The sequence below is a fragment of the Tibeticola sediminis genome (assembly GCF_003843835.1).
Lineage (GTDB): Bacteria > Pseudomonadota > Gammaproteobacteria > Burkholderiales > Burkholderiaceae_C > Tibeticola > Tibeticola sediminis.
The window spans coordinates 190,885-208,905 of the sequence record NZ_RKQL01000003.1; the positions used below are offsets into that span (position 1 = coordinate 190,885).

Sequence of the window (18,021 nt, forward strand, 5' to 3'; positions counted from 1 at the left end):
GATTCATCCGTTTCGTTTCGTCTGGGGCTGCGGGGCCGGGCCCTTGCGCGACGGCAGCGCGGCGCTCACGGTCGTCACCCCCTTGAGTCGCAGGGCATAGGCGCGGGGATAGCGCAGATCGGCTGCCTCGATCGCATCGGCGCTGCGGTGGTAGCGCGCAGCGACCTGCGGGGCCGTTGCCACGAAGCGGCGACTGCGTTCGATGAGTTCAGCCGCCTCACCACGCCCGAGTTCGATGCGGCCGCCGTTGTCGAGCTCGGCACGCCACTGGCCACGCTCGGTGAGATCGAGGCCCACCAGCTCCGCGTCGAGCGGCGCGAACACCGGCCGCAGCGCCCCGAGCGTGGCCAGGATCTCGGCGGCACGCTGTGGCGGCCCCCAAAGGCGCGGCAGTGCATCGACGTCCACATCGCCCAGGTTGGCGTCGAACAGGACGCCCGTGCGGTCGATGAGCCGGGCATCGACGTCGGTGTCGTCCCGCGCCCACAAGGCCACGGGCTGGAACTCTTCGAGCGTCACATGCAGCCGATAGGGAAACTCGCGCCGCACGAATGCCCGACGCACCCAGGGTACGGCCTCGAACGCGACGCGCACATCCTTGAGGTCGATCGTGAAGAAATTGCCGCGCAAGCGCGGTGCGACGTTCGCGCGCAGGGTCACGGCATTGTTGTGGGTGACCTCGCCATCGACGACGATGGCGCGGATGTCGAAGGCCGGATGCCGTGCCGCCCAGCCCAGCAGGGCTGCCAGCGCGAACAGGAACACGCCCGCGAACAAAACGCCCGCGGTGGCATTCATCAGTCGCACGTCGAGTGGCAGCGGGCTGAGGCTCATGAGTGAGCGCCTCCACCGGCAGTGTTGTCGAGGCTCGCGGACTCGAGCACGAGCAGGCACAGTTCTTCGTAGCGCAGGCCCGCAGCCCGCGCGGCCATCGGCACCAGTGAGTGACCGGTCATGCCCGGCGAGGTGTTCATCTCGAGCAGGAAGGGCTTGCGGTCGCTGGCGCGAATCATCAGGTCGGCCCGGCCCCAACCTCGGCAGCCGAGCGCGCGATAGGCGGCCAGCGTCAGGCGCTGGATTTCGGCCTCTTCCTCGGGCGGCAGACCGCTCGGGCAGAGGTAGCGCACGCTGTCGGTGAAGTATTTGTTTTGGTAGTCGTAGGCACCTTCGGGCGCAACGATGCGGATCACCGGCAGAGCCCTGGCCTCGGCACCGGACCCGAGCACGGCGCAGGTCACTTCCTCGCCCTCGATGAATTCCTCGCACAGCACATCGGCGTCGTACCGCGCCGAGAGCGCCACCGCCTCGTCCATGTCCGTATCGCCCCGCACCTTGCTGACCCCGAGCGACGAGCCCTCACGCGGGGGCTTGACGATCAGCGGCAGCCCCAGCTCATCGGGTACGGCGCGCACGCGTTCGCGGCTCTGCTCCTGCGGCTGGAGCCAAACGAAGCGCGGCGTCGACAAGCCCTGCGCCTGCCACAAGCGCTTGGTCATCACCTTGTCCATCGCCACCGCCGAGGCCATCACGCCCGAGCCGGTGTATGGAATGCCGAGCAGCTCGAGCGCGCCCTGAACGCTGCCGTCTTCGCCGTAGCGTCCGTGCAGCGCGATGAAGCAGCGCGCATAGCCTTCGTCCTTCAGTGCGCAGATCGGGCGTTCGGCCGGGTCGAAGGCCTCGGCATCGACACCGCAGGCCCGCAGCGCCTGCAAGACCCCCGCGCCCGAGAGCAAGGAAATCTCACGCTCGGCCGAGCGCCCGCCCATGAGGACGGCGACCTTGCCCATTTTTGAAGCTTTTTCTTGGATTGCCGGCGTCATCCGGTCACCTCTTGCTCTTGTTTTTGAAGTAATTCGACCACTTTGCCCGGTACGGCTCCGATCGAACCCGCGCCCATGCACAGCACCACGTCGCCGCCGCGGGCTTGCTCGAGGATGACCTGAGGCAGCTCGGCCACCGACTCGACGAAGACCGGCTCGACCTGCCCGCCGACCCGCAGCGCGCGCGCCAGGCTGCGCCCGTCGGCGGCGACGATCGGCGCTTCGCCCGCGGGGTAAACCTCGGTGAGCAGCACGAGGTCTGCGAGCCCAAGCACCCGAACGAAATCCTCGAAGCAGTCCCGCGTGCGGGTGTAGCGATGCGGCTGAAAAGCCAGCACCAGGCGTCGGCCCGGAAAGGCCCCCCGGGCCGCAGCGAGGGTCGCCGCCATCTCGACCGGATGGTGGCCATAGTCGTCGAGCACGGTGAACCGCCCGCCATCGCGCGCGGGCCAGTCGCCATAGTTCTGAAAGCGCCGCCCCACGCCTTTGAATCCGGCGAGTGCCCGCAAGACCGCGTCGTCCGGGACATCGAGCTCGACGGCAACCGCAATTGCTGCCAGCCCATTGCGCACGTTGTGCTCGCCGGCCAGGTTCAGGGTGACTTCGAGATCGGGCAGCGTCACGCCGTTGCGGCGCTGCACGCGAAACTGCATCTGCGCGCCGACCGCCCGCACATCGACCGCCCGGACCTGCGCCTCCTCACTGAAGCCGTAGCTCGTGATCGGGCGCGAGACGCGGGGCAAGATCGAGCGCACGCCGGGATCGTCGATGCACAGAATCGCCGTGCCGTAAAAAGGCATGCGGTGCAGGAAGTCGACGAACGCGTCCTTCAGGCGTGCGAAGTCGTGCCCGTAGGTCTCCATGTGGTCGGCGTCGATGTTGGTGACGACGGCCATCACGGGCATCAGGTTCAGGAACGAGGCGTCGGATTCATCGGCCTCGACGACGATGTACTCGCCTTGCCCGAGTCGCGCATTCGCGCCGGCGCTGTTGAGCCGCCCGCCGATCACGAAGGTTGGGTCGAGCCCGCCTTCGGCCAGCACGCTCGCGACCAGGCTGGTCGTGGTCGTCTTGCCGTGCGTGCCCGCGATCGCAATGCCCTGCTTGAGCCGCATGAGCTCGGCGAGCATCACCGCACGCGGGACGATCGGCACATGGCGCGCACGCGCGGCCAGCACCTCGGGGTTGTCTGCGCGCACGGCGGTCGAGACCACCACCGCATCGGCACCCTCGACCTGCTCGGCGGCGTGGCCCACGAAGGTGCGGATGCCCTGCGCGCGCAGCCGCTGCAAGCTCGCGCTGTCGGCCAGATCGGAACCCGACACCGTGTAGCCCAGGTTGTGCAGCACTTCGGCAATACCGCTCATGCCCGAGCCGCCGATGCCGACGAAATGGATGTGACGAATCGCGTGTTTCATGGGGAATCTCTCGTGATCTGCGGCCCGAGCAGCCGCTCACAGGCGTCGACGATCGCCTCGGTCGCACCGGCCCGGCGGGCCGCATGGGCGGCCTCGGCGCGCCGCAGCAATTCCGCACGGTCGAGGCCGGCGAGAAACGCCGCCAGCCGCTCGGGCGTGAAGTCGGTCTGGTTCATCAGCCAGCCCCCACCGCGTTCGACGAGAAAGCGCGCGTTGTGCGTCTGATGGTCGTCCACGGCATGCGGGAAGGGGACGAAAACGGCTGCGGCGCCGATGGCGGCGATTTCGGTCACGGTCGAAGCCCCAGCGCGGGCGATGACCAGATCCGCGTCTGCAAGCGCGTGCGCCATGTCGTCGATGAAGGCCACGAGCCGCGCCTGGACCCCGGCCTGGGCATAGGCGTCTTGCAACGCCTCGAACTGCTTCTCGCCGCTTTGGTGCAGCACGCTCGGTCGGCGCGCGGGATCGAGTCGGGCCAGCGCCTGCGGCACCGTCTCGTTGAGCGCGCGGGCGCCGAGACTGCCGCCGACGACCAGCACCCGCAGCGGGCCATTGCGCCCGGCAAAACGCGCACGCGGCTCTGGTTGCTGCCAAAACGGTGCGCGCAACGGGTTGCCGACCCAAACCCCGCGCGGCAACACGTCGGGGAAGGCCGTGAAGCAATGCCGCGCGCACGGCGCCAAGGCCCGATTGGCCAAACCCGCAATCGCGTTTTGCTCATGCAGCACGAGCGGGATACGACGCAGACATGCGGTGGCGCCGCCCGGCGCCGTGACATAGCCCCCAAAGCCCACGACCACGTTCGGCTGGACGCGGTCGAGCGTGCGCCAGGTTTGCACCAGCGCCCGCAGCAGCCGCGCAGGCAGCGTCCACAAGGACCGCCAGCCTTTGCCGCGCACACCGCCAAAGTCGATCGCCTCGAAGGCAAAGCCCTGCGGCGGGACGAGGCGGCTCTCCATGCTCTCGGGCGTACCCAGCCAGTGCACGCGCCAGCCGCGATCCTGTAGCGCGGCGGCCACCGCAAGCCCCGGGAAGATATGCCCGCCGGTGCCCCCCGCCATCACGAGCGCACGCGGGCGCGGGCTGCGGTCCGTGGGGATGGATGCGCCTTCCGGCACGGCGCTCATACCCGCCCTCCTCGCATCAGCGCGCGGTTCTCGAAGTCCACCCGAAGCACGATGGCCATCGAAACCAAGCCCATCAGAATCGCCGACCCACCGTAGCTCATGAACGGCAAGGTCAAGCCTTTGGTCGGCAAGGCGCCGAGGTTCACGCCCATGTTGATGAAGGCCTGAAAGCCGATCCAGATCCCGATGCCTTGCGCGACGAGCCCCGAGAACACCCGGTCGAGCGCGATCGCCTGGCGGCCAATCTGCATGATGCGCCGCGTCAGCCAGAAAAACAGCACGATGAGGCTGAGCACCCCGACGAGCCCGAATTCTTCGCCGATCACCGCGAGCAAAAAGTCGGTATGCGCTTCGGGCAGCCAGTTGAGCTTTTCAACACTGCCGCCGAGGCCGACGCCGAACACCTCGCCCCGCCCGATGGCGATCAGCGCATGCGAGAGCTGGTAGCCCTTGCCCAGTGCGTGCTTCTCACTCCAGGGGTCGAGGTAAGCAAAGATGCGCTCGCGGCGCCATTCCGACAAGCCGATCATCAACCCGAAGGCCACGAGCAACACCGCCGCGATCAAGAAGAACATCCGCGCATTGACGCCGCCCAGGAACAGAATACCCATGGCGATCATCGCAATCACCATGAACGCGCCCATGTCGGGCTCGGCCAGCAACAGAATGCCCACGATGCCAACCGCCGCCCCCATGGGCAGGACGGCGCGGAAGAAGCGCTCCTTGACCGCCATCTTGCGCACCATGTAGTCCGAGGCGTACAGGACGGTCGCGAGCTTCGCGAACTCCGAGGGCTGAAAGTTCATGACACCCAGCGAAATCCAACGACGCGCGCCGTTGACCCCGCGGCCGACGTGCGGAATCAAGACGGCGACGAGCAGCAGCAGCGCCAGAATGAAGATCCAGGGCGCAGCCTCTTCCCAGCGCCGCATCGGCACCTGATAGGCGAGCAAGGCGACGGCGAACCCCAGCACCAGCGACAACAGGTGGCGCAGCAGGAAGTGCGTGCCCGCATAGGCAGCGAACTTGGGGTTGTCGGGCAGTGCGATCGAGGCCGAATAGACCATTACCAGGCCCCAGGTCAGCAGCGCCAGCACCACCCAAACCAGGCTTTGATCAAAGGTGGCCAAGCCCGCGACCCGTCCATCCTGGCGCGGCAGCGTGCGCTCCCACGGGGTCGGAACCGGCTCGGCGGAGGGGTGCGCTGCGCGCCGCGCCCGCGAAAAGAGCGAAGAGAACCGATCCCCCATGGTTTGCGCAAGACTCATCGCACCCCCTCGATCGGTGTGCCCGCCTCGGCAGCCAAGGCCGCCACCGACGCGCGAAACACCTCGGCCCGGTGCGCGTAATCGGCAAACATGTCCATGCTGGCACAGGCAGGAGACATCAACACCGCATCGCCCGGGCGCGCACGCGCCGCCGCCAAGCGCACCGCTGCGGGCATGTCCGCCGCGTCGATCAGCTCGACGCCTGCGGGGGAGAGCGCCGCACGAATCCGGGGCGCGTCCTGTCCGATGAGCACGACCGCCCGAACATGCTGCGCCACCAGCGGTGCCAGCGGCGCAAAGTCCTGCCCCTTGCCGAGGCCGCCCAGAATCAGCACCAACGAACGCCCCTGCGCCAGACCGCTGATGGCCGCGGCCGTCGCCCCGACGTTGGTGCCCTTGCTGTCGTCGATGTATTCCACGCCGTCGACGATGGCGACCGTCTCGACGCGATGGGGCTCACCGCGGTATTCCCGCAGCCCGTGCAGCATGGGTGCCAGCGAGGCCCCGGCTTCGGTCGCCAGCGCCAGCGCCGCCAGTGCATTGAGCGCGTTGTGGCGGCCGCGGATGCGCAAGGCATCGGCAGGCATCAAGCGCAGCAGCGGCGCTGCGGCGCTCTCACCCTCGGCGCTGCCACGCCGCCGCGGCAGCTCGTCGGCCGCCCCGGCACGCACCAGCCAAGTCATGTCGTGCACCGTCTCGAGGCCCCAGTCCAGCGGCCGCTGCGGCACATCGGAGCCAAAGCTGACCCAGCGTAAGGCCGGTGCACCCTTGGCCGGCGCGGGCGGCACCATGGCCATCACCCGTGCGTCATCGCGATTGAGCACCCGCACCCCTTGCGAACCGAAAATCCGTGCCTTCGCCGCCGCATACGCCTCCATCGAACCGTGCCAGTCCAGATGGTCCTGGGTCAGGTTGAGCACCGCCGCCGCCGTCGGCTCGAAGCGCCCGGCGTGCTCGAGCTGGAAGCTCGAGAGCTCGAGCACCCAGACCTCGGGCAGCGCGTGCTGCTCGATCCGCTCACGCAGGGTGTCGAGCAGGGTCGGACCGATGTTGCCGGCCACAGCCGTTTGCAGCCCCGCACGGGCCAGCAGCTGACCCGTCAGCGCCGTCACGGTCGTCTTGCCGTTGGTGCCGGTGACGGCCAGGATCTTCGGCGTATAGCCCTCGCTCTGGGCCCGCTCTGCCAGCGCCTCGGCAAACAGCGCGAGTTCGCCGCCGATCCACACGCCGCGCGATTGGGCGGCTTCGCGGATTTGGGCCGTCTGATCGGGCGTGAGGCCGGGGCTCAGCAGCAGCAACTCCGCCTGCGCCGCATCGAGCAAGGCCGCATCGAACGGGGCGTGCAGCCACTTCGCCCCTGGGCAATCTTCGAGCAAGCGCGATCGCTGCGGCGGCTCAGCCCGGGTGTCGGCGACCGTGACCCGAGCGCCCGCGCGCGTGCACCAGCGCGCCATGGCGAGCCCCGAAGCTCCCAGGCCCAGAATCAGAACGCGGCGATCATGCAAGAAAGGGCTCATGTCGATCAGCGCAACTTCAGCGTGGAGAGGCCCACGAGGCACAGCAGCATCGTGAGGATCCAGAAACGAACGACGACTTGAGTCTCGTTCCACCCCTTCTTTTCGAAGTGGTGGTGCAGCGGCGCCATCAGCAGCAAGCGGCGTCCCTGTCCATAGCGCCGCTTGGTCCATTTGAACCAGCTGACCTGGAACATCACCGACAGCGCCTCGACGACGAACACGCCACCCATGATCGCGAGCACGATTTCCTGGCGCACGATCACGGCCACCGTGCCCAAAGCCGCCCCGAGGGCAAGCGCGCCCACGTCGCCCATGAACACCTGGGCCGGATGCGCGTTGAACCACAAAAACGCCAGCCCCGCGCCGCTCATGGCCGCACAAAACACCAGCAACTCGCCGCTGCCGGGGATGTGCGGCAGAAACAGATAGCGCGCGAACACGGCATTGCCCGTGACGTAGGCAAACACGCCCAGCGCCGCGCCCACCATGACCACGGGCATGATCGCTAGGCCGTCGAGCCCGTCGGTGAGGTTGACCGCGTTGCTCGAGCCCACGATGACGAGATAGCTCAACACCACGAAGCCGACGACGCCCAGTGGGTAGCTGACCGCTTTGAAGAAGGGCACGAGCAAACCAGCCTTGGGCGGCAGATCGACATCGAAGCCCGAGCGCACCCAAGTCAGGAACAACTCGAACACCTTCGCGTTCGAGCTCTCCGAAATGCTGAACACCAGGTAGAGCGCAGCGAGCAAGCCGATGACCGATTGCCAGAAATATTTCTCGCGTGAGCGCATGCCCTCGGGGTCTTTGCGCACCACCTTGCGCCAGTCGTCCACCCAGCCGATCGCGCCAAAGCCGAGCGTGACCGCGAGCGTGATCCAAATGAAGCGGTTGCTCCAGTCGGCCCACAGCAAGGTCGCGGTCGTGAGCGCCACGAGGATGAGCACGCCGCCCATGGTCGGGGTCCCGCTCTTGGCCAGGTGCGATTCGACGCCGTAGCCGCGAATCGGCTGACCGATCTTCAGCGCCGTCAATCGACGGATCACGGCGGGGCCTGCGGCCAGCCCGATCACCAGCGCGGTCATCGCGGCCATCATGGCGCGAAAGGTCAGGTACTGGAACACCCGCAAAAAGCCCCATTCCGGCTGCAGGGCCTGCAACCACTGGGCCAGGCTAAGCAACATGCCGACCTCCTTCCGAGCCGGACCGATCCGAGCGGCTTTCAATTGCGGCGACGACGCGCTCCATGCGCATGAAGCGCGAGCCTTTGACCAACACGGAACGAGCCGCCGCCAAGGCCGGCCCGAGCGCATCGAGCAAAGCCTCCACCGAGGGGTAGGCCTCGACGCCCGCAACGGCGCGTGCCGCAGCCGCACTCAGCGGCCCCACGACCCAGATCCGCTCGAGTCCGCGCTCGACGGCCAGCCGCAACACCTCTTCGTGAAACTCGACCCCGCGCTGACCGACTTCGCCCATGTCACCGAGAATCAGGAACCGAGGCGCGGGCAGCGCCGCGAGCACATCGATCGCGGCCCGAACCGAATCCGGATTGGCGTTGTAGCTGTCGTCGACGAGCGTGACCGGCACGCTGCCGAGCCGCAGCGTCAGCGCGCGGGATCGGCCGCGCACGGGCTCGAAATGTTCCAGGCCCGCAGCGACGGCCTTGAGCGGTGCGCCCGCAGCGAGCGCGCAGGCAGCCGCCGCAGCCGCATTGCGCAGGTTGTGCCGCCCGGCAATTCGCAGCCGGGTCTGCACCCGGCCCGCCGGGGTCTCGAGCCGGAGCTGCCAAGCACCCCCGGCCTCGATCCAATCGGCCTCGGCGCGCACCCGATTCGAGCCCTCAGCCGGCTCGCTTTGGTCCGTGAAACGCCAGGTCGACCGCGCACCGGCCATACGGCTCCAAAGCGGCGTGTAGGGATCATCCGCCGGGAAGACCGCAACCCCGTCGGGCGGCAGACTCTCGATCACCGAGCCGTTTTCACGGGCGACGGCCTCGACCGTCTCCATGAACTCCAGATGCTCGCGCTGCGCGTTGTTGACGAGCGCCACCGTGGGTTGCGCCCACGCGGCGAGTTGGGCGATTTCGCCAGGGTGGTTCATGCCGAGTTCGACCACGGCGACGCGATGGCCCTCGCGCAAGCGCAGCAGCGTGAGCGGCACACCGATTTCGTTGTTGAGGTTGCCTTGCGTGGCCAGCGCTGCGTCGCCCACCCACGCGCGCAGGATGGACGCGATCATCTGCGTCACCGTGGTCTTGCCGTTGCTGCCCGTCACAGCGATCAGCGGCAGGTCGAACTGCGCGCGCCATGCCTGGGCCAGCTGGCCGAGCGCCACTCGGGTGTCGGGAACGAGCAAACCGGCAAGGCCCGATGCGCGCAGCGCGGCTTCGCTCTCGAAGTTGCAGAGGGCCGCCACGGCACCCTGCGCGCGGGCCTGATCGAGGAAGGCAGCGCCGTCGAAGCGCTCACCCTTGAGCGCGACGAAGCAGTCGCCCGCTGCGAGGGTGCGGGTGTCGGTGTGCACGCGCTGGGGGCGCAGCGACCCGTCGCCGACGAGGCGGCTGCCCGGAATCCAGGCCTGGGCTTCTTTCAGGGTCATCATGGCTGAGCTGGAATTCATGCGCGGCCGCCTCCGCTGGTCGCACGACGGCGCTCGAGCGCCGCGAGGGCCTCGGCCCGATCCGAAAACGGCCGCCGCACACCGGCGACCTCCTGATACGTCTCGTGGCCCTTGCCGGCCAGCAGCACCACGTCCGCCCCCGCCGCGCGATCCAAGGCATAAGCGATGGCGCGCGCGCGATCGGGCTCGACGGCTGCAGGGGCATGCGCCATGCCCGCGAGAATCTGGGCCAGGATCGCCTCGGGGTCCTCCGAGCGCGGGTTGTCGCTGGTAACGACGACGGCATCGGCCAGGCGCTCGGCAATGGCGCCCATCAGCGGGCGTTTGCCCGGATCGCGGTCGCCGCCACAGCCAAACACACACCACAAGCGACCGCCACGCTGCACGGCAAGGCCCCGCAAGGCGGCAAGAACCTGTTCGAGCGCGTCCGGCGTGTGCGCATAGTCGACGACGACCAGCGGCTCGCCCGCACCACCAAGGCGCTCCATGCGCCCCGGAACGGGCTGCAGCGCCGAGCACGCCTGCACGGCCGCGTCGAGCGGATGGCCGAGCGCGCGCAAGCAACCCAGCACGACGAGCAGATTCGCCGCGTTGTAGTCACCGATCAGCCCAGTCTGCACGGCATGCACCGTCCCGCCCTCGAGCACTTCGAAGCTCAAACCCTCGCCCGTCGGGGAAAGCCGGTAACCCAAGCCGCGGGCGCGCAGGCGCGCGGATGACACGGTGCCGACCGTCCAGACATCCAGGCGACCGGCCATCGCCTCGGCCAGCTCGGCACCCTTGGGGTCGTCGACAAAAATGACCGCGGCGCGCAGCCCTGGCCAGTCGAACAAGGACCGCTTGGCCTGCCAATAGGCCTCCATGGTCCCGTGGTAGTCGAGATGGTCTTGCGTGAAATTCGTGAAGGCTGCGATCGCGATCCGCGTGCCATCGAGCCGGTGCTCGGCAAGGCCGATCGAAGACGCTTCCATGGCGCAGACGCGCACGCCTCGTTCGACGAACGAGCCGAGCGTTTGCGCGAGCAGCACCGGGTCGGGCGTGGTCAGCCCGTTGTGCTTCAGCGTGGGCAGGATTCCGGTACCCAAAGTGCCGATGACCCCGCATGAATGGGCAGTTTCTTGCTGTAGTTTTGAGAGTGCTTGGGCAATCCACCAAGTGCTCGAGGTTTTGCCGTTGGTGCCGGTCACCGCGACGACGTCGAGGCGCTCCGAGGGCCGCCCGTACCACAGCGAGGCAATCGGCCCGGCCTGAGCTTTGAGGCCCGGCACGGCGGCCACGTCGTCCCCGTCGCAGTCGAAGCGCTCTGCGCCTTCGCGCTCGACCAGGCATGCCCGCGCGCCCGACTGCCGCGCGGCACCGACGTAGGCCCGCGCATCCACCGCCGCACCCGGCCAGGCCACGAACGCGTCGAGCGGCCGAACCGCACGGCTGTCGCTGCACAGGCCGCGCACGTCGCGCGTGCGCAACCAGTCGACGACTGCTTGGGGGGTTTGGAGAACGCGCATCAGAACGACTCCTCCGCGGCGTCGACGACGATCTGCGGCTGCACCGCCATGTCCGGCGGCACGTTCATCAGGCGCAGCGTCTGCTGCACGACTTCGCTGAATACGGGCGCGGCCACCACGCCCCCGTAAAACTCGCCGTTGCTCGGCTCGTCGATCATCACCGCGACGATCACCCGTGGCTGCTCGATCGGCGCCATGCCGGTGAACCAGGCGCGATAGCGATTGGTCGCATAACCCTTGCCGACCTGTTTGCGCGCCGTGCCGGACTTTCCGCCCACGGAATAACCCACGGTCTGCGCCTTCTGTCCGGTGCCTCCAGGACCGGCCGCCATTTGCAGCATCTTGCGCACGGCCGCGGCCGTCTGTGCGGAGAACACCTTGACCCCATGCACGGGCTCGTTGCGCTTGATCATGGTCGCGGGCAGCACTTCACCGTCATGGGCGAAGGCCGTGTAGGAGTGCGCCATCTGGAACAGCGAAGCCGAAAGACCGTAGCCATAGGACATGGTGGCCTGCTCGACGGGCTTCCAGCTTTTCCAGGGGCGCAGCCGACCCGCGGCGGCACCGGGAAACTCGATCTGCGGTTTTTGACCGTAGCCCAAGGAAACAAAGGTGTCCCACATCTCGCGCGGGCTCATGCGCTGCGCGATCTTGAGCGCGCCGACGTTGCTCGACTTCTGGATCACGCCCTCGACGGTCAAGGTCCCGTAGTTGTGCGTGTCGTTGATCGTGAAGCCCCCGATCTGATAGCGGCCCGGAGACGTCTCGATCAGGGTCTGGGGGGTGACCCGGCCCGCTTCGAGCGCCATGGCGACCGTGATCGGCTTCATGGTCGAGCCGGGTTCGAACACATCGGTCAAGGCGCGGTTGCGCAACTGCTCGCCCGAGAGGTTTTGCCGTCGATCGGGCTGGTAACTCGGGTAGTTCGCGAGTGCCAAGACCTCGCCCGTGCGCGCATCGAGCACCACGACGCTGCCGGCTTTGGCCTTGTGCGCCAACACGGCGTCGCGCAGCTTTTGGTAGGCGAAGAATTGAACCTTGCTGTCGATGCTGAGCTGCAGATCGCGCCCATCGACCGGCGGCACCTGCTCGCCCACGTCCTCGACCACACGACCGAGCCGGTCCTTGATGACGCGGCGGGACCCAGGGCGGCCGGCGAGTTCGCGGTCGAACAGCAGTTCCATCCCTTCCTGGCCCTGGTTTTCGACGTTGGTGAAACCCACGATGTGGGCGGCCGCTTCGCCCTCGGGGTACATCCGTTTGTAGTCCCGGCGCTGGTAGACGCCTTTGATCCCGAGCGCGGCGATTTCGCGCGCGACCGACTCGTCGACCTGCCGCTTGAGCCAGACGAAGGTCTTGTCCTCGTCGGCCAGGCGCCGCTGCAACTCGTCGAACGGCATTTCGAGCAAACGCGCGAGCGCCCGCAGCCGCTCCGGATCACGATCCACGTCCTCGGGGATCGCCCAGATGCTCTGCGCAGACACGCTGGAAGCCAGCAGCAGTCCATTGCGGTCGAGTATGCGACCCCGGTTGGCCGGCAACTCCAGGGTGCGGGCATACCGAACCTCGCCCTGACGCAAGAAAAACGCGTTGTTCCAGACCTGCACGTACGCCGCCCGAACGGCGAGCGCGCCAAAGCCCAGCGCGAGCGAGGCCACGATGAACTTGCTGCGCCAGGCCGGTGTCTTGCCCGCCAGCAAAGGACTGGCGGCGTAGGCCACACTGCCGCCCCTCATCGCTGAGCCTCCGATGCCACGGCCGCCGGCACGGCGACGTACTGGGTGATCGCGGGTGTCGCCGTGCGCATGCCCAGTCGTTCCCGCGCGAGCCGCTCCACCCGCAAGGGGGTCGCCTGAGCGCGACGTTCGACTTCGAGCCTTTGGCGCTCGCTCGCAAGCGCCCGGGCCTGCGCCTGCGCCTGCTCGAGTTCGACGAACAAATGCCGCGAGGCCGCCTGGACATGTACGACGTAGAGCGCGCTGGCCACCACCGACAGCAGGAGGACGAGGTTGAGCCGCGTCATGTCGCCACCTTCTCGGCCACGCGCATCACGGCGCTGCGCGCGCGCGGGTTGGCCTGGATCTCGGCCTCGCTCGGCCGCACGCGCCCGAGCGCCTTGAGCGGCAGCGCCTTGGGCGGCGCAAATGGCAGGCGTCGGTCGACGGTCTCGCGCGCATGCGCCGCGATGAATCGCTTGACGATGCGGTCTTCCAGCGAATGAAAGGCAATCACCACGAGCCGCCCACCGGGCCGGAGCACCTTCAACGCCGCGGCAAGCGCCGCGTCGAGGGATTCGAGCTCCCGGTTGATGAAAATCCGTAGAGCTTGAAAGGTGCGCGTGGCCGGGTTTTGTCCGGCTTCCCGGGTCTTGACCGCACCAGCCACGACCCCGACGAGGTCGGTCGTGGTGCGCACAGGCTGTCCGCTGTCGCGGCGAGCCACAATCGCCTTTGCAATCGGCAGAGCAAACCGTTCTTCGCCGTAGTCACGAATCACCTCCGCAATTTCCCGAACCGACGCCACCGCGAGCCAGTCGGCCACACTCGGGCCGCGGGTCGGGTCCATCCGCATGTCCAAAGGGCCCTCGAAACGAAAAGAAAAACCCCTTTCGGGGCTGTCGATCTGCGGGGAGCTGACCCCAAGATCGAGCAGGACCCCATCCACGCTTTCCGGGGGCAGCTGCGCCAGATCGCTGAAATTGGCATGCCGGATCGAAAACCGCGGGTCGCTGAGCTCGGCGGCGGCCGCAACCGCTTGCGGATCCTGGTCGAACGCGAGGACGCGGCCTTCCGGAGCGAGCTTGGCGAGGATGCGACGGGTGTGACCGCCGCGGCCGAAGGTTCCATCGACATAAACCCCCAGAGGGTTCGTCACGAGCGCATCGACTGCCTCTTCGAGCAGCACGGTGGTGTGGGCAAGGTCCGTCATGCCTGGCCCCTCAGAACGAGAAGTCCTTGAAGACGTCGGGCATCTCGGCCTTCATCGCCTCGGCTTCCTGCGCCTCATAGGTCGCCTGATCCCAAAGCTCGAAGTGGTTGCCCATGCCCAGCAAAACGACGTCGCGACTGATCCCGGCCGCCTTGCGCAGCTCGGGAGAAATCAGCACCCGCCCGGTGCCATCGAGTTCGACGTCGAGTGCGTTTCCCAGAAAGATCCGCTTCCACCATTGCGCCGACATGGGCAAAGCCGCGATCCGCTCACGGAAGCGCTCCCACTCCGGCCGCGGGAACAGCATCAAACACCCATGCGGATGCTTCGTCACGGTCAAGGCGCCCTGGGCCGTTGCGTGCAGGACCTCGCGGTGCCGGGTGGGCACCGACAGCCGGCCTTTCGCATCCAGACACAACGCTGAAGCCCCTTGAAACACGCTGATCCCTCGTTGAGCCATCGGCGGACGGACCGCTTTTGGCACTTTCTACCACTTCATTGCACTTTTTTGCACTGTAGCAGGAACGCTAGGGCATGCAAAGACGTGTTGCAACAAAATCTTGCAGGGAAATCAATCACTTAGAGCCGACTTTTCGGCCGAAGCCGCTCAAAAACCATTCGCCAGCATAGACTTGGCGCACGCTCCGAAAGTGGGCTGTGAAGTCCTGGCAAGGAACAAGCCGGCGGCGGGAGCGTGACTTCCTTCACGACTGACCCGCTCGTCGGTGGTGAAGCCGAGCGGTCTAGGGCGTCGGGGGAATCGAGCGTGGGAAAGGGCCTGCCCCGAGAATGCGGCCGCTGCGGAGGTGCGACACCAGTGAGTCGTACAGCCCGGCAAGCGCTACCCGGACGGGCGCCCGAACTCGCTCAGCGTGGGCTCAATCGACGCGCGTGGAGATTTGGGCCACGTCCGCAATGCCCAGCAGGCGGAAGAAGCCTGCGACCAGGCGATGGACCTGCTCGAAATGCACCGACCGGCCTTGCGCTTGCTGCTCGCTGAGCCAGTTGAGCAGTTCACCCGCTGCAGCGAAGTCGACCCGAGCCAACGCCCGGCAAGAAATGACGGGAAGTTCGGCCCCCTCCAGACGTTCGGCGAGCGTGCGCACCGTCGCCGAGATGTCCCCGACCAGCTCACCGCTGAGTTCGACCACAGTGGGCCCGAGCAAACTGGAATGGATGCTGCTGGCTCGAAAGTCCGTGGGCTCAAAGCCGGCCCGCCTTGGAGCCGCCGCAGCCGCGTCTTCTACGAGCCCGATGAAGGTACTGATTCCTTCTTCGACCACGCCTTCGGCGTTGATGCGGCGGTAACGCCCGCGCGGCGCCTCCCAGGAGGGCGGCGAAACCTCATACGTCACGCAGTAGTCGAGTGCAGCCAGTTCGAACTCGTCGGCCCGACCCATGGCGCGCAACAGCGACAGGCGGACGTGCCACCAGCGGGCGTCGATCGACCGGTCGCCCGAAGGAGCCGCAGCCGCCAGCAACTCGAGCAAGCCGTCGGCACCGACCATATGCACCTCGACCGGCTCGGCGGCCCAGTCGGAAAACAACAGATGCAGGCTCGGGAGAGCGTCGGGTTCGATCGACTGCAGCGGCGACCAGTCGAGCCGCCAGGGTTGTGCGGTTTTTTCGAGCCGCTGGCGCAAGCCCATCACGGCCGCCGCATTCAAGCGCCCGGGGCTGCTCCAATGCAGCGCGGCACTGCCCGTGCCGGCCTGGGCTGCCAGTCGGCTCTGGGCCAAGCTGGGCATCGACCACCACTGCGGCGCCGAGCGTTGGAACTGGCTTGCAAAATCGAGCGCCGCAAGCTCGAAGCGCTCTTGCTGCCCAGTCGCGCGGTAGAGGTCGAACAGCGTCATCCAGGCTTCGATCGGGTCGCGTTCGGCGCTCTCGCGTCCCAGCAGGTCGAGCAATGTGGCCTCTGCACCTGGCACATCCCCTCCGGCAAAGCGGATGTATACCTCTTCCATCTCCGGGTCGTGGGCGACCTCGTGGACTTCGATCGCGCCGGACTGGGTCGACGCGAACGTGTTCGTGCCCGGCGCAGCGGCAGGCTGGGGGCTCGTGCCACCCGAGGGCTCCAGACCGGGAGCAGAACTTGCCGCTGGGGCTGGTGCTGGCGCGCGAGCCGCCTGCGCTGCAGCGGCGGCCAACGGGGCCGCAATCGTCGTCGCCTGCGCAGCGGCAGGCGGCACCGGCGCCTCCGGGTGGCGAGAAAAAACGGTGCTCGTCACCGACGAAACCGAGTCCAGGGAGCCGTCGCGCGCCTTGGTTTTCCACCACTGCATCGACATCTGCGCTTCGATTTCGTCGATTTTTTTCAGGGTGTTGGCGCGCTCGGCCTGATTGGACGGCAGGCTGCTTTGGAAGAAAGACGCCCGCTCCACGGGCATGGCGCCTTGCACCTGCTCGCGCCGGCGGATCTTGCGCAGCATGTCGAACTCACGGCGACGCACGAAGTCGTTGCGCTTCTTGCGCTCCATCATCTCTTTGAGCATGAGCTGGCTGTGGCCGCTTGGCTCAAACGTCGATGCCTGGTCGAGGTCGGCCCAGTCCGTCGTCGGGTTGCGGACGAACTTCACCACTTTGGCGAGTAGGCTGCGCTTATCCTCTTTGGCCATGATGCTCGCCAGTGTCGCACGGTTGAGGCGGTTTGGGCATGCTCGCAAACACCACTTTCCGCCAACAGGTTCACGGACTTGGGCGCTCAGTCGCCAAACATCTTTTGCCGCAGTTCGCGGCGCTGCTGCGCCTCGAGCGACAACGTCGCGGTCGGACGGGCGAGCAGGCGGCCAACGCCGATGGGCTCGCCGGTTTCGTCGCAATAGCCGTAGTCACCCGATTCGATCCGGGCGATCGACTGGTCGATTTTCTTGAGCAGCTTGCGCTCGCGGTCGCGCGTGCGCAGTTCGAGCGCGTGTTCTTCTTCGATCGTGGCGCGGTCGGCCGGATCGGGCACGACGACGGTGTCCTCGCGCAGATGTTCCGTGGTCTCGCCGGCGTTGTTGAGAATGTCGGCTTTGAGACGCTGCAGTTTGAGCCGGAAGAAGGCGAGCTGCGTCGGATTCATGTACTCCTCGTCCGGCATCGCGAGGATATCGTCGTCGGTCAGTTCCTCGACGGGTTTGATCTTCCAGTTGTTGGCGCGTTTCGGGTCTTTCTTCAGCGCCGCGGAATTCGGCGCTGAAGGCAGGGTAGCAATCGGCATGGTGTGGTCGTAAGAGGCCTTGGCCGCGGTCGAGGCGACGGCCTGGGCCATGGATGGAACGGTCATCTGGGCCAGCCGCGCGCCCCGGGTCACCCGGGTTCGCGGCGGCGTGGCGACGGGAGCGGCTGGAGCCGAAACGGCCGGTGTAGGCTTGGCGGGCACTGCGGCACGGGCTTGCTCAGGCGCGGGCTTGGCTTTTTTGGCCACAGTCGTCGTCTGAGTTTTCCGGGGTGCTGGGGCTGGAGCTGGAGCCGGCTTTGGGGCCGCTGATGCAGCCTTCGAGAGCGCGGCGGGTGCCCCGACTTTGGCTTTGGCTGGGCTGACCGAAGCCTTCTTGGCGGGCTCAGCTGCGGCGGGTGCCGCGGCTTTGGCCTTGGCCTTTTTCACCGGGGCATCGACCTTCGGGCTGGCCTTGGATTCCGCACGGGCTTTGGCGGTTGCGCTTTTCACAGCGGGTCTCCTCTTATCAATGGGCTCCGCGTCGGCAATAGCGGGGGGTTCGGCCGGCGCCGGCGCCGAATCGGCGCGCGATTGTATCGGCTTCCCCCAGGCCAGCCCCATGAGTTGCAGAATCGAGACAAACATGGTGCGTGGGTTTCAGAAAACGTTGCGGA

General features: G+C 67.2%; 15 protein-coding genes. All 15 read right to left on the bottom strand.

Going from position 1 to position 18,021, the window contains the following annotated elements:
- Positions 1 to 3: 3 nt before the first annotated feature.
- Positions 4 to 834 carry a cell division protein FtsQ/DivIB gene (locus EDC62_RS07870; RefSeq protein ID WP_124222387.1) on the bottom strand — a complete coding sequence of 277 codons (831 nt, stop codon included), beginning with the start codon at positions 832 to 834 and terminating at the stop codon, positions 4 to 6.
- Complete coding sequence (locus EDC62_RS07875; protein ID WP_124222389.1) at positions 831 to 1,820, bottom strand: D-alanine--D-alanine ligase; 990 nt, start codon at positions 1,818 to 1,820, stop codon at positions 831 to 833. The genes EDC62_RS07870 and EDC62_RS07875 overlap by 4 nt, the downstream gene beginning before the upstream one ends.
- Positions 1,817 to 3,238: a UDP-N-acetylmuramate--L-alanine ligase gene (gene murC, locus EDC62_RS07880; RefSeq protein WP_124222391.1), complete on the bottom strand. Its 1,422-nt coding sequence runs from the start codon at positions 3,236 to 3,238 to the stop codon at positions 1,817 to 1,819. Before murC ends, EDC62_RS07875 begins: the two co-directional genes overlap by 4 nt.
- Positions 3,235 to 4,365 (bottom strand): undecaprenyldiphospho-muramoylpentapeptide beta-N-acetylglucosaminyltransferase, encoded by a 1,131-nt coding sequence (gene murG, locus EDC62_RS07885; RefSeq protein ID WP_124222393.1) that lies wholly within the window; start codon positions 4,363 to 4,365, stop codon positions 3,235 to 3,237. The genes murC and murG overlap by 4 nt, the downstream gene beginning before the upstream one ends.
- The gene (ftsW, locus tag EDC62_RS07890; protein ID WP_124222395.1) at positions 4,362 to 5,633 is read right to left on the bottom strand and encodes a putative lipid II flippase FtsW; all 1,272 of its coding nucleotides are present in this window, start codon (positions 5,631 to 5,633) and stop codon (positions 4,362 to 4,364) included. The genes murG and ftsW overlap by 4 nt, the downstream gene beginning before the upstream one ends.
- The gene (gene murD, locus EDC62_RS07895; protein ID WP_124222397.1) at positions 5,630 to 7,150 is read right to left on the bottom strand and encodes a UDP-N-acetylmuramoyl-L-alanine--D-glutamate ligase; all 1,521 of its coding nucleotides are present in this window, start codon (positions 7,148 to 7,150) and stop codon (positions 5,630 to 5,632) included. Before murD ends, ftsW begins: the two co-directional genes overlap by 4 nt.
- Positions 7,151 to 7,155: 5 nt before the next feature.
- Positions 7,156 to 8,334, bottom strand: coding sequence for a phospho-N-acetylmuramoyl-pentapeptide-transferase (mraY, locus tag EDC62_RS07900; RefSeq protein WP_124222399.1), 1,179 nt, complete (start codon positions 8,332 to 8,334; stop codon positions 7,156 to 7,158).
- Positions 8,324 to 9,769, bottom strand: coding sequence for a UDP-N-acetylmuramoyl-tripeptide--D-alanyl-D-alanine ligase (locus tag EDC62_RS07905; protein WP_245968806.1), 1,446 nt, complete (start codon positions 9,767 to 9,769; stop codon positions 8,324 to 8,326). Before EDC62_RS07905 ends, mraY begins: the two co-directional genes overlap by 11 nt.
- Positions 9,766 to 11,274 (bottom strand): UDP-N-acetylmuramoyl-L-alanyl-D-glutamate--2,6-diaminopimelate ligase, encoded by a 1,509-nt coding sequence (locus EDC62_RS07910; protein ID WP_124222401.1) that lies wholly within the window; start codon positions 11,272 to 11,274, stop codon positions 9,766 to 9,768. Before EDC62_RS07910 ends, EDC62_RS07905 begins: the two co-directional genes overlap by 4 nt.
- The gene (locus EDC62_RS07915) at positions 11,274 to 13,010 is read right to left on the bottom strand and encodes a peptidoglycan D,D-transpeptidase FtsI family protein (RefSeq protein WP_124222403.1); all 1,737 of its coding nucleotides are present in this window, start codon (positions 13,008 to 13,010) and stop codon (positions 11,274 to 11,276) included. Before EDC62_RS07915 ends, EDC62_RS07910 begins: the two co-directional genes overlap by 1 nt.
- Complete coding sequence (ftsL, locus tag EDC62_RS07920) at positions 13,007 to 13,297, bottom strand: cell division protein FtsL (protein WP_124222405.1); 291 nt, start codon at positions 13,295 to 13,297, stop codon at positions 13,007 to 13,009. The genes EDC62_RS07915 and ftsL overlap by 4 nt, the downstream gene beginning before the upstream one ends.
- Entirely contained in the window at positions 13,294 to 14,202 is a 909-nt protein-coding gene (rsmH, locus tag EDC62_RS07925) for a 16S rRNA (cytosine(1402)-N(4))-methyltransferase RsmH (protein WP_124222407.1), read from the bottom strand. Before rsmH ends, ftsL begins: the two co-directional genes overlap by 4 nt.
- A gap of 10 nt (positions 14,203 to 14,212) precedes the next feature.
- Positions 14,213 to 14,641 carry a division/cell wall cluster transcriptional repressor MraZ gene (mraZ, locus tag EDC62_RS07930; RefSeq protein ID WP_124222409.1) on the bottom strand — a complete coding sequence of 143 codons (429 nt, stop codon included), beginning with the start codon at positions 14,639 to 14,641 and terminating at the stop codon, positions 14,213 to 14,215.
- Between the two features lie 439 nt (positions 14,642 to 15,080).
- On the bottom strand, positions 15,081 to 16,820 hold the full coding sequence (locus EDC62_RS07935) for an STAS domain-containing protein (RefSeq protein ID WP_124222411.1): 1,740 nt from the start codon (positions 16,818 to 16,820) through the stop codon (positions 15,081 to 15,083).
- Positions 16,821 to 16,906: 86 nt separating this feature from the next.
- Complete coding sequence (gene dksA / locus EDC62_RS07940) at positions 16,907 to 17,857, bottom strand: RNA polymerase-binding protein DksA (RefSeq protein ID WP_245968807.1); 951 nt, start codon at positions 17,855 to 17,857, stop codon at positions 16,907 to 16,909.
- Positions 17,858 to 18,021 lie beyond the last annotated feature (164 nt).

Excerpts from the sequence above, each read along its gene's own strand:
- murD (WP_124222397.1), bottom strand. The coding sequence starts at position 7,150 with ATGAGCCCTTTCTTGCATGATCGCCGCGTTCTGATTCTGGGCCTGGGA.
- EDC62_RS07905 (WP_245968806.1), bottom strand. The coding sequence starts at position 9,769 with ATGAATTCCAGCTCAGCCATGATGACCCTGAAAGAAGCCCAGGCCTGG.
- EDC62_RS07935 (WP_124222411.1), bottom strand. The coding sequence starts at position 16,820 with ATGGCCAAAGAGGATAAGCGCAGCCTACTCGCCAAAGTGGTGAAGTTC.
- EDC62_RS07875 (WP_124222389.1), bottom strand. The coding sequence starts at position 1,820 with ATGACGCCGGCAATCCAAGAAAAAGCTTCAAAAATGGGCAAGGTCGCC.
- mraY (WP_124222399.1), bottom strand. The coding sequence starts at position 8,334 with ATGTTGCTTAGCCTGGCCCAGTGGTTGCAGGCCCTGCAGCCGGAATGG.
- EDC62_RS07910 (WP_124222401.1), bottom strand. The coding sequence starts at position 11,274 with ATGCGCGTTCTCCAAACCCCCCAAGCAGTCGTCGACTGGTTGCGCACG.
- EDC62_RS07870 (WP_124222387.1), bottom strand. The coding sequence starts at position 834 with ATGAGCCTCAGCCCGCTGCCACTCGACGTGCGACTGATGAATGCCACC.
- ftsL (WP_124222405.1), bottom strand. The coding sequence starts at position 13,297 with ATGACGCGGCTCAACCTCGTCCTCCTGCTGTCGGTGGTGGCCAGCGCG.
- murG (WP_124222393.1), bottom strand. The coding sequence starts at position 4,365 with ATGAGCGCCGTGCCGGAAGGCGCATCCATCCCCACGGACCGCAGCCCG.
- murC (WP_124222391.1), bottom strand. The coding sequence starts at position 3,238 with ATGAAACACGCGATTCGTCACATCCATTTCGTCGGCATCGGCGGCTCG.
- rsmH (WP_124222407.1), bottom strand. The coding sequence starts at position 14,202 with ATGACGGACCTTGCCCACACCACCGTGCTGCTCGAAGAGGCAGTCGAT.
- ftsW (WP_124222395.1), bottom strand. The coding sequence starts at position 5,633 with ATGAGTCTTGCGCAAACCATGGGGGATCGGTTCTCTTCGCTCTTTTCG.
- EDC62_RS07915 (WP_124222403.1), bottom strand. The coding sequence starts at position 13,010 with ATGAGGGGCGGCAGTGTGGCCTACGCCGCCAGTCCTTTGCTGGCGGGC.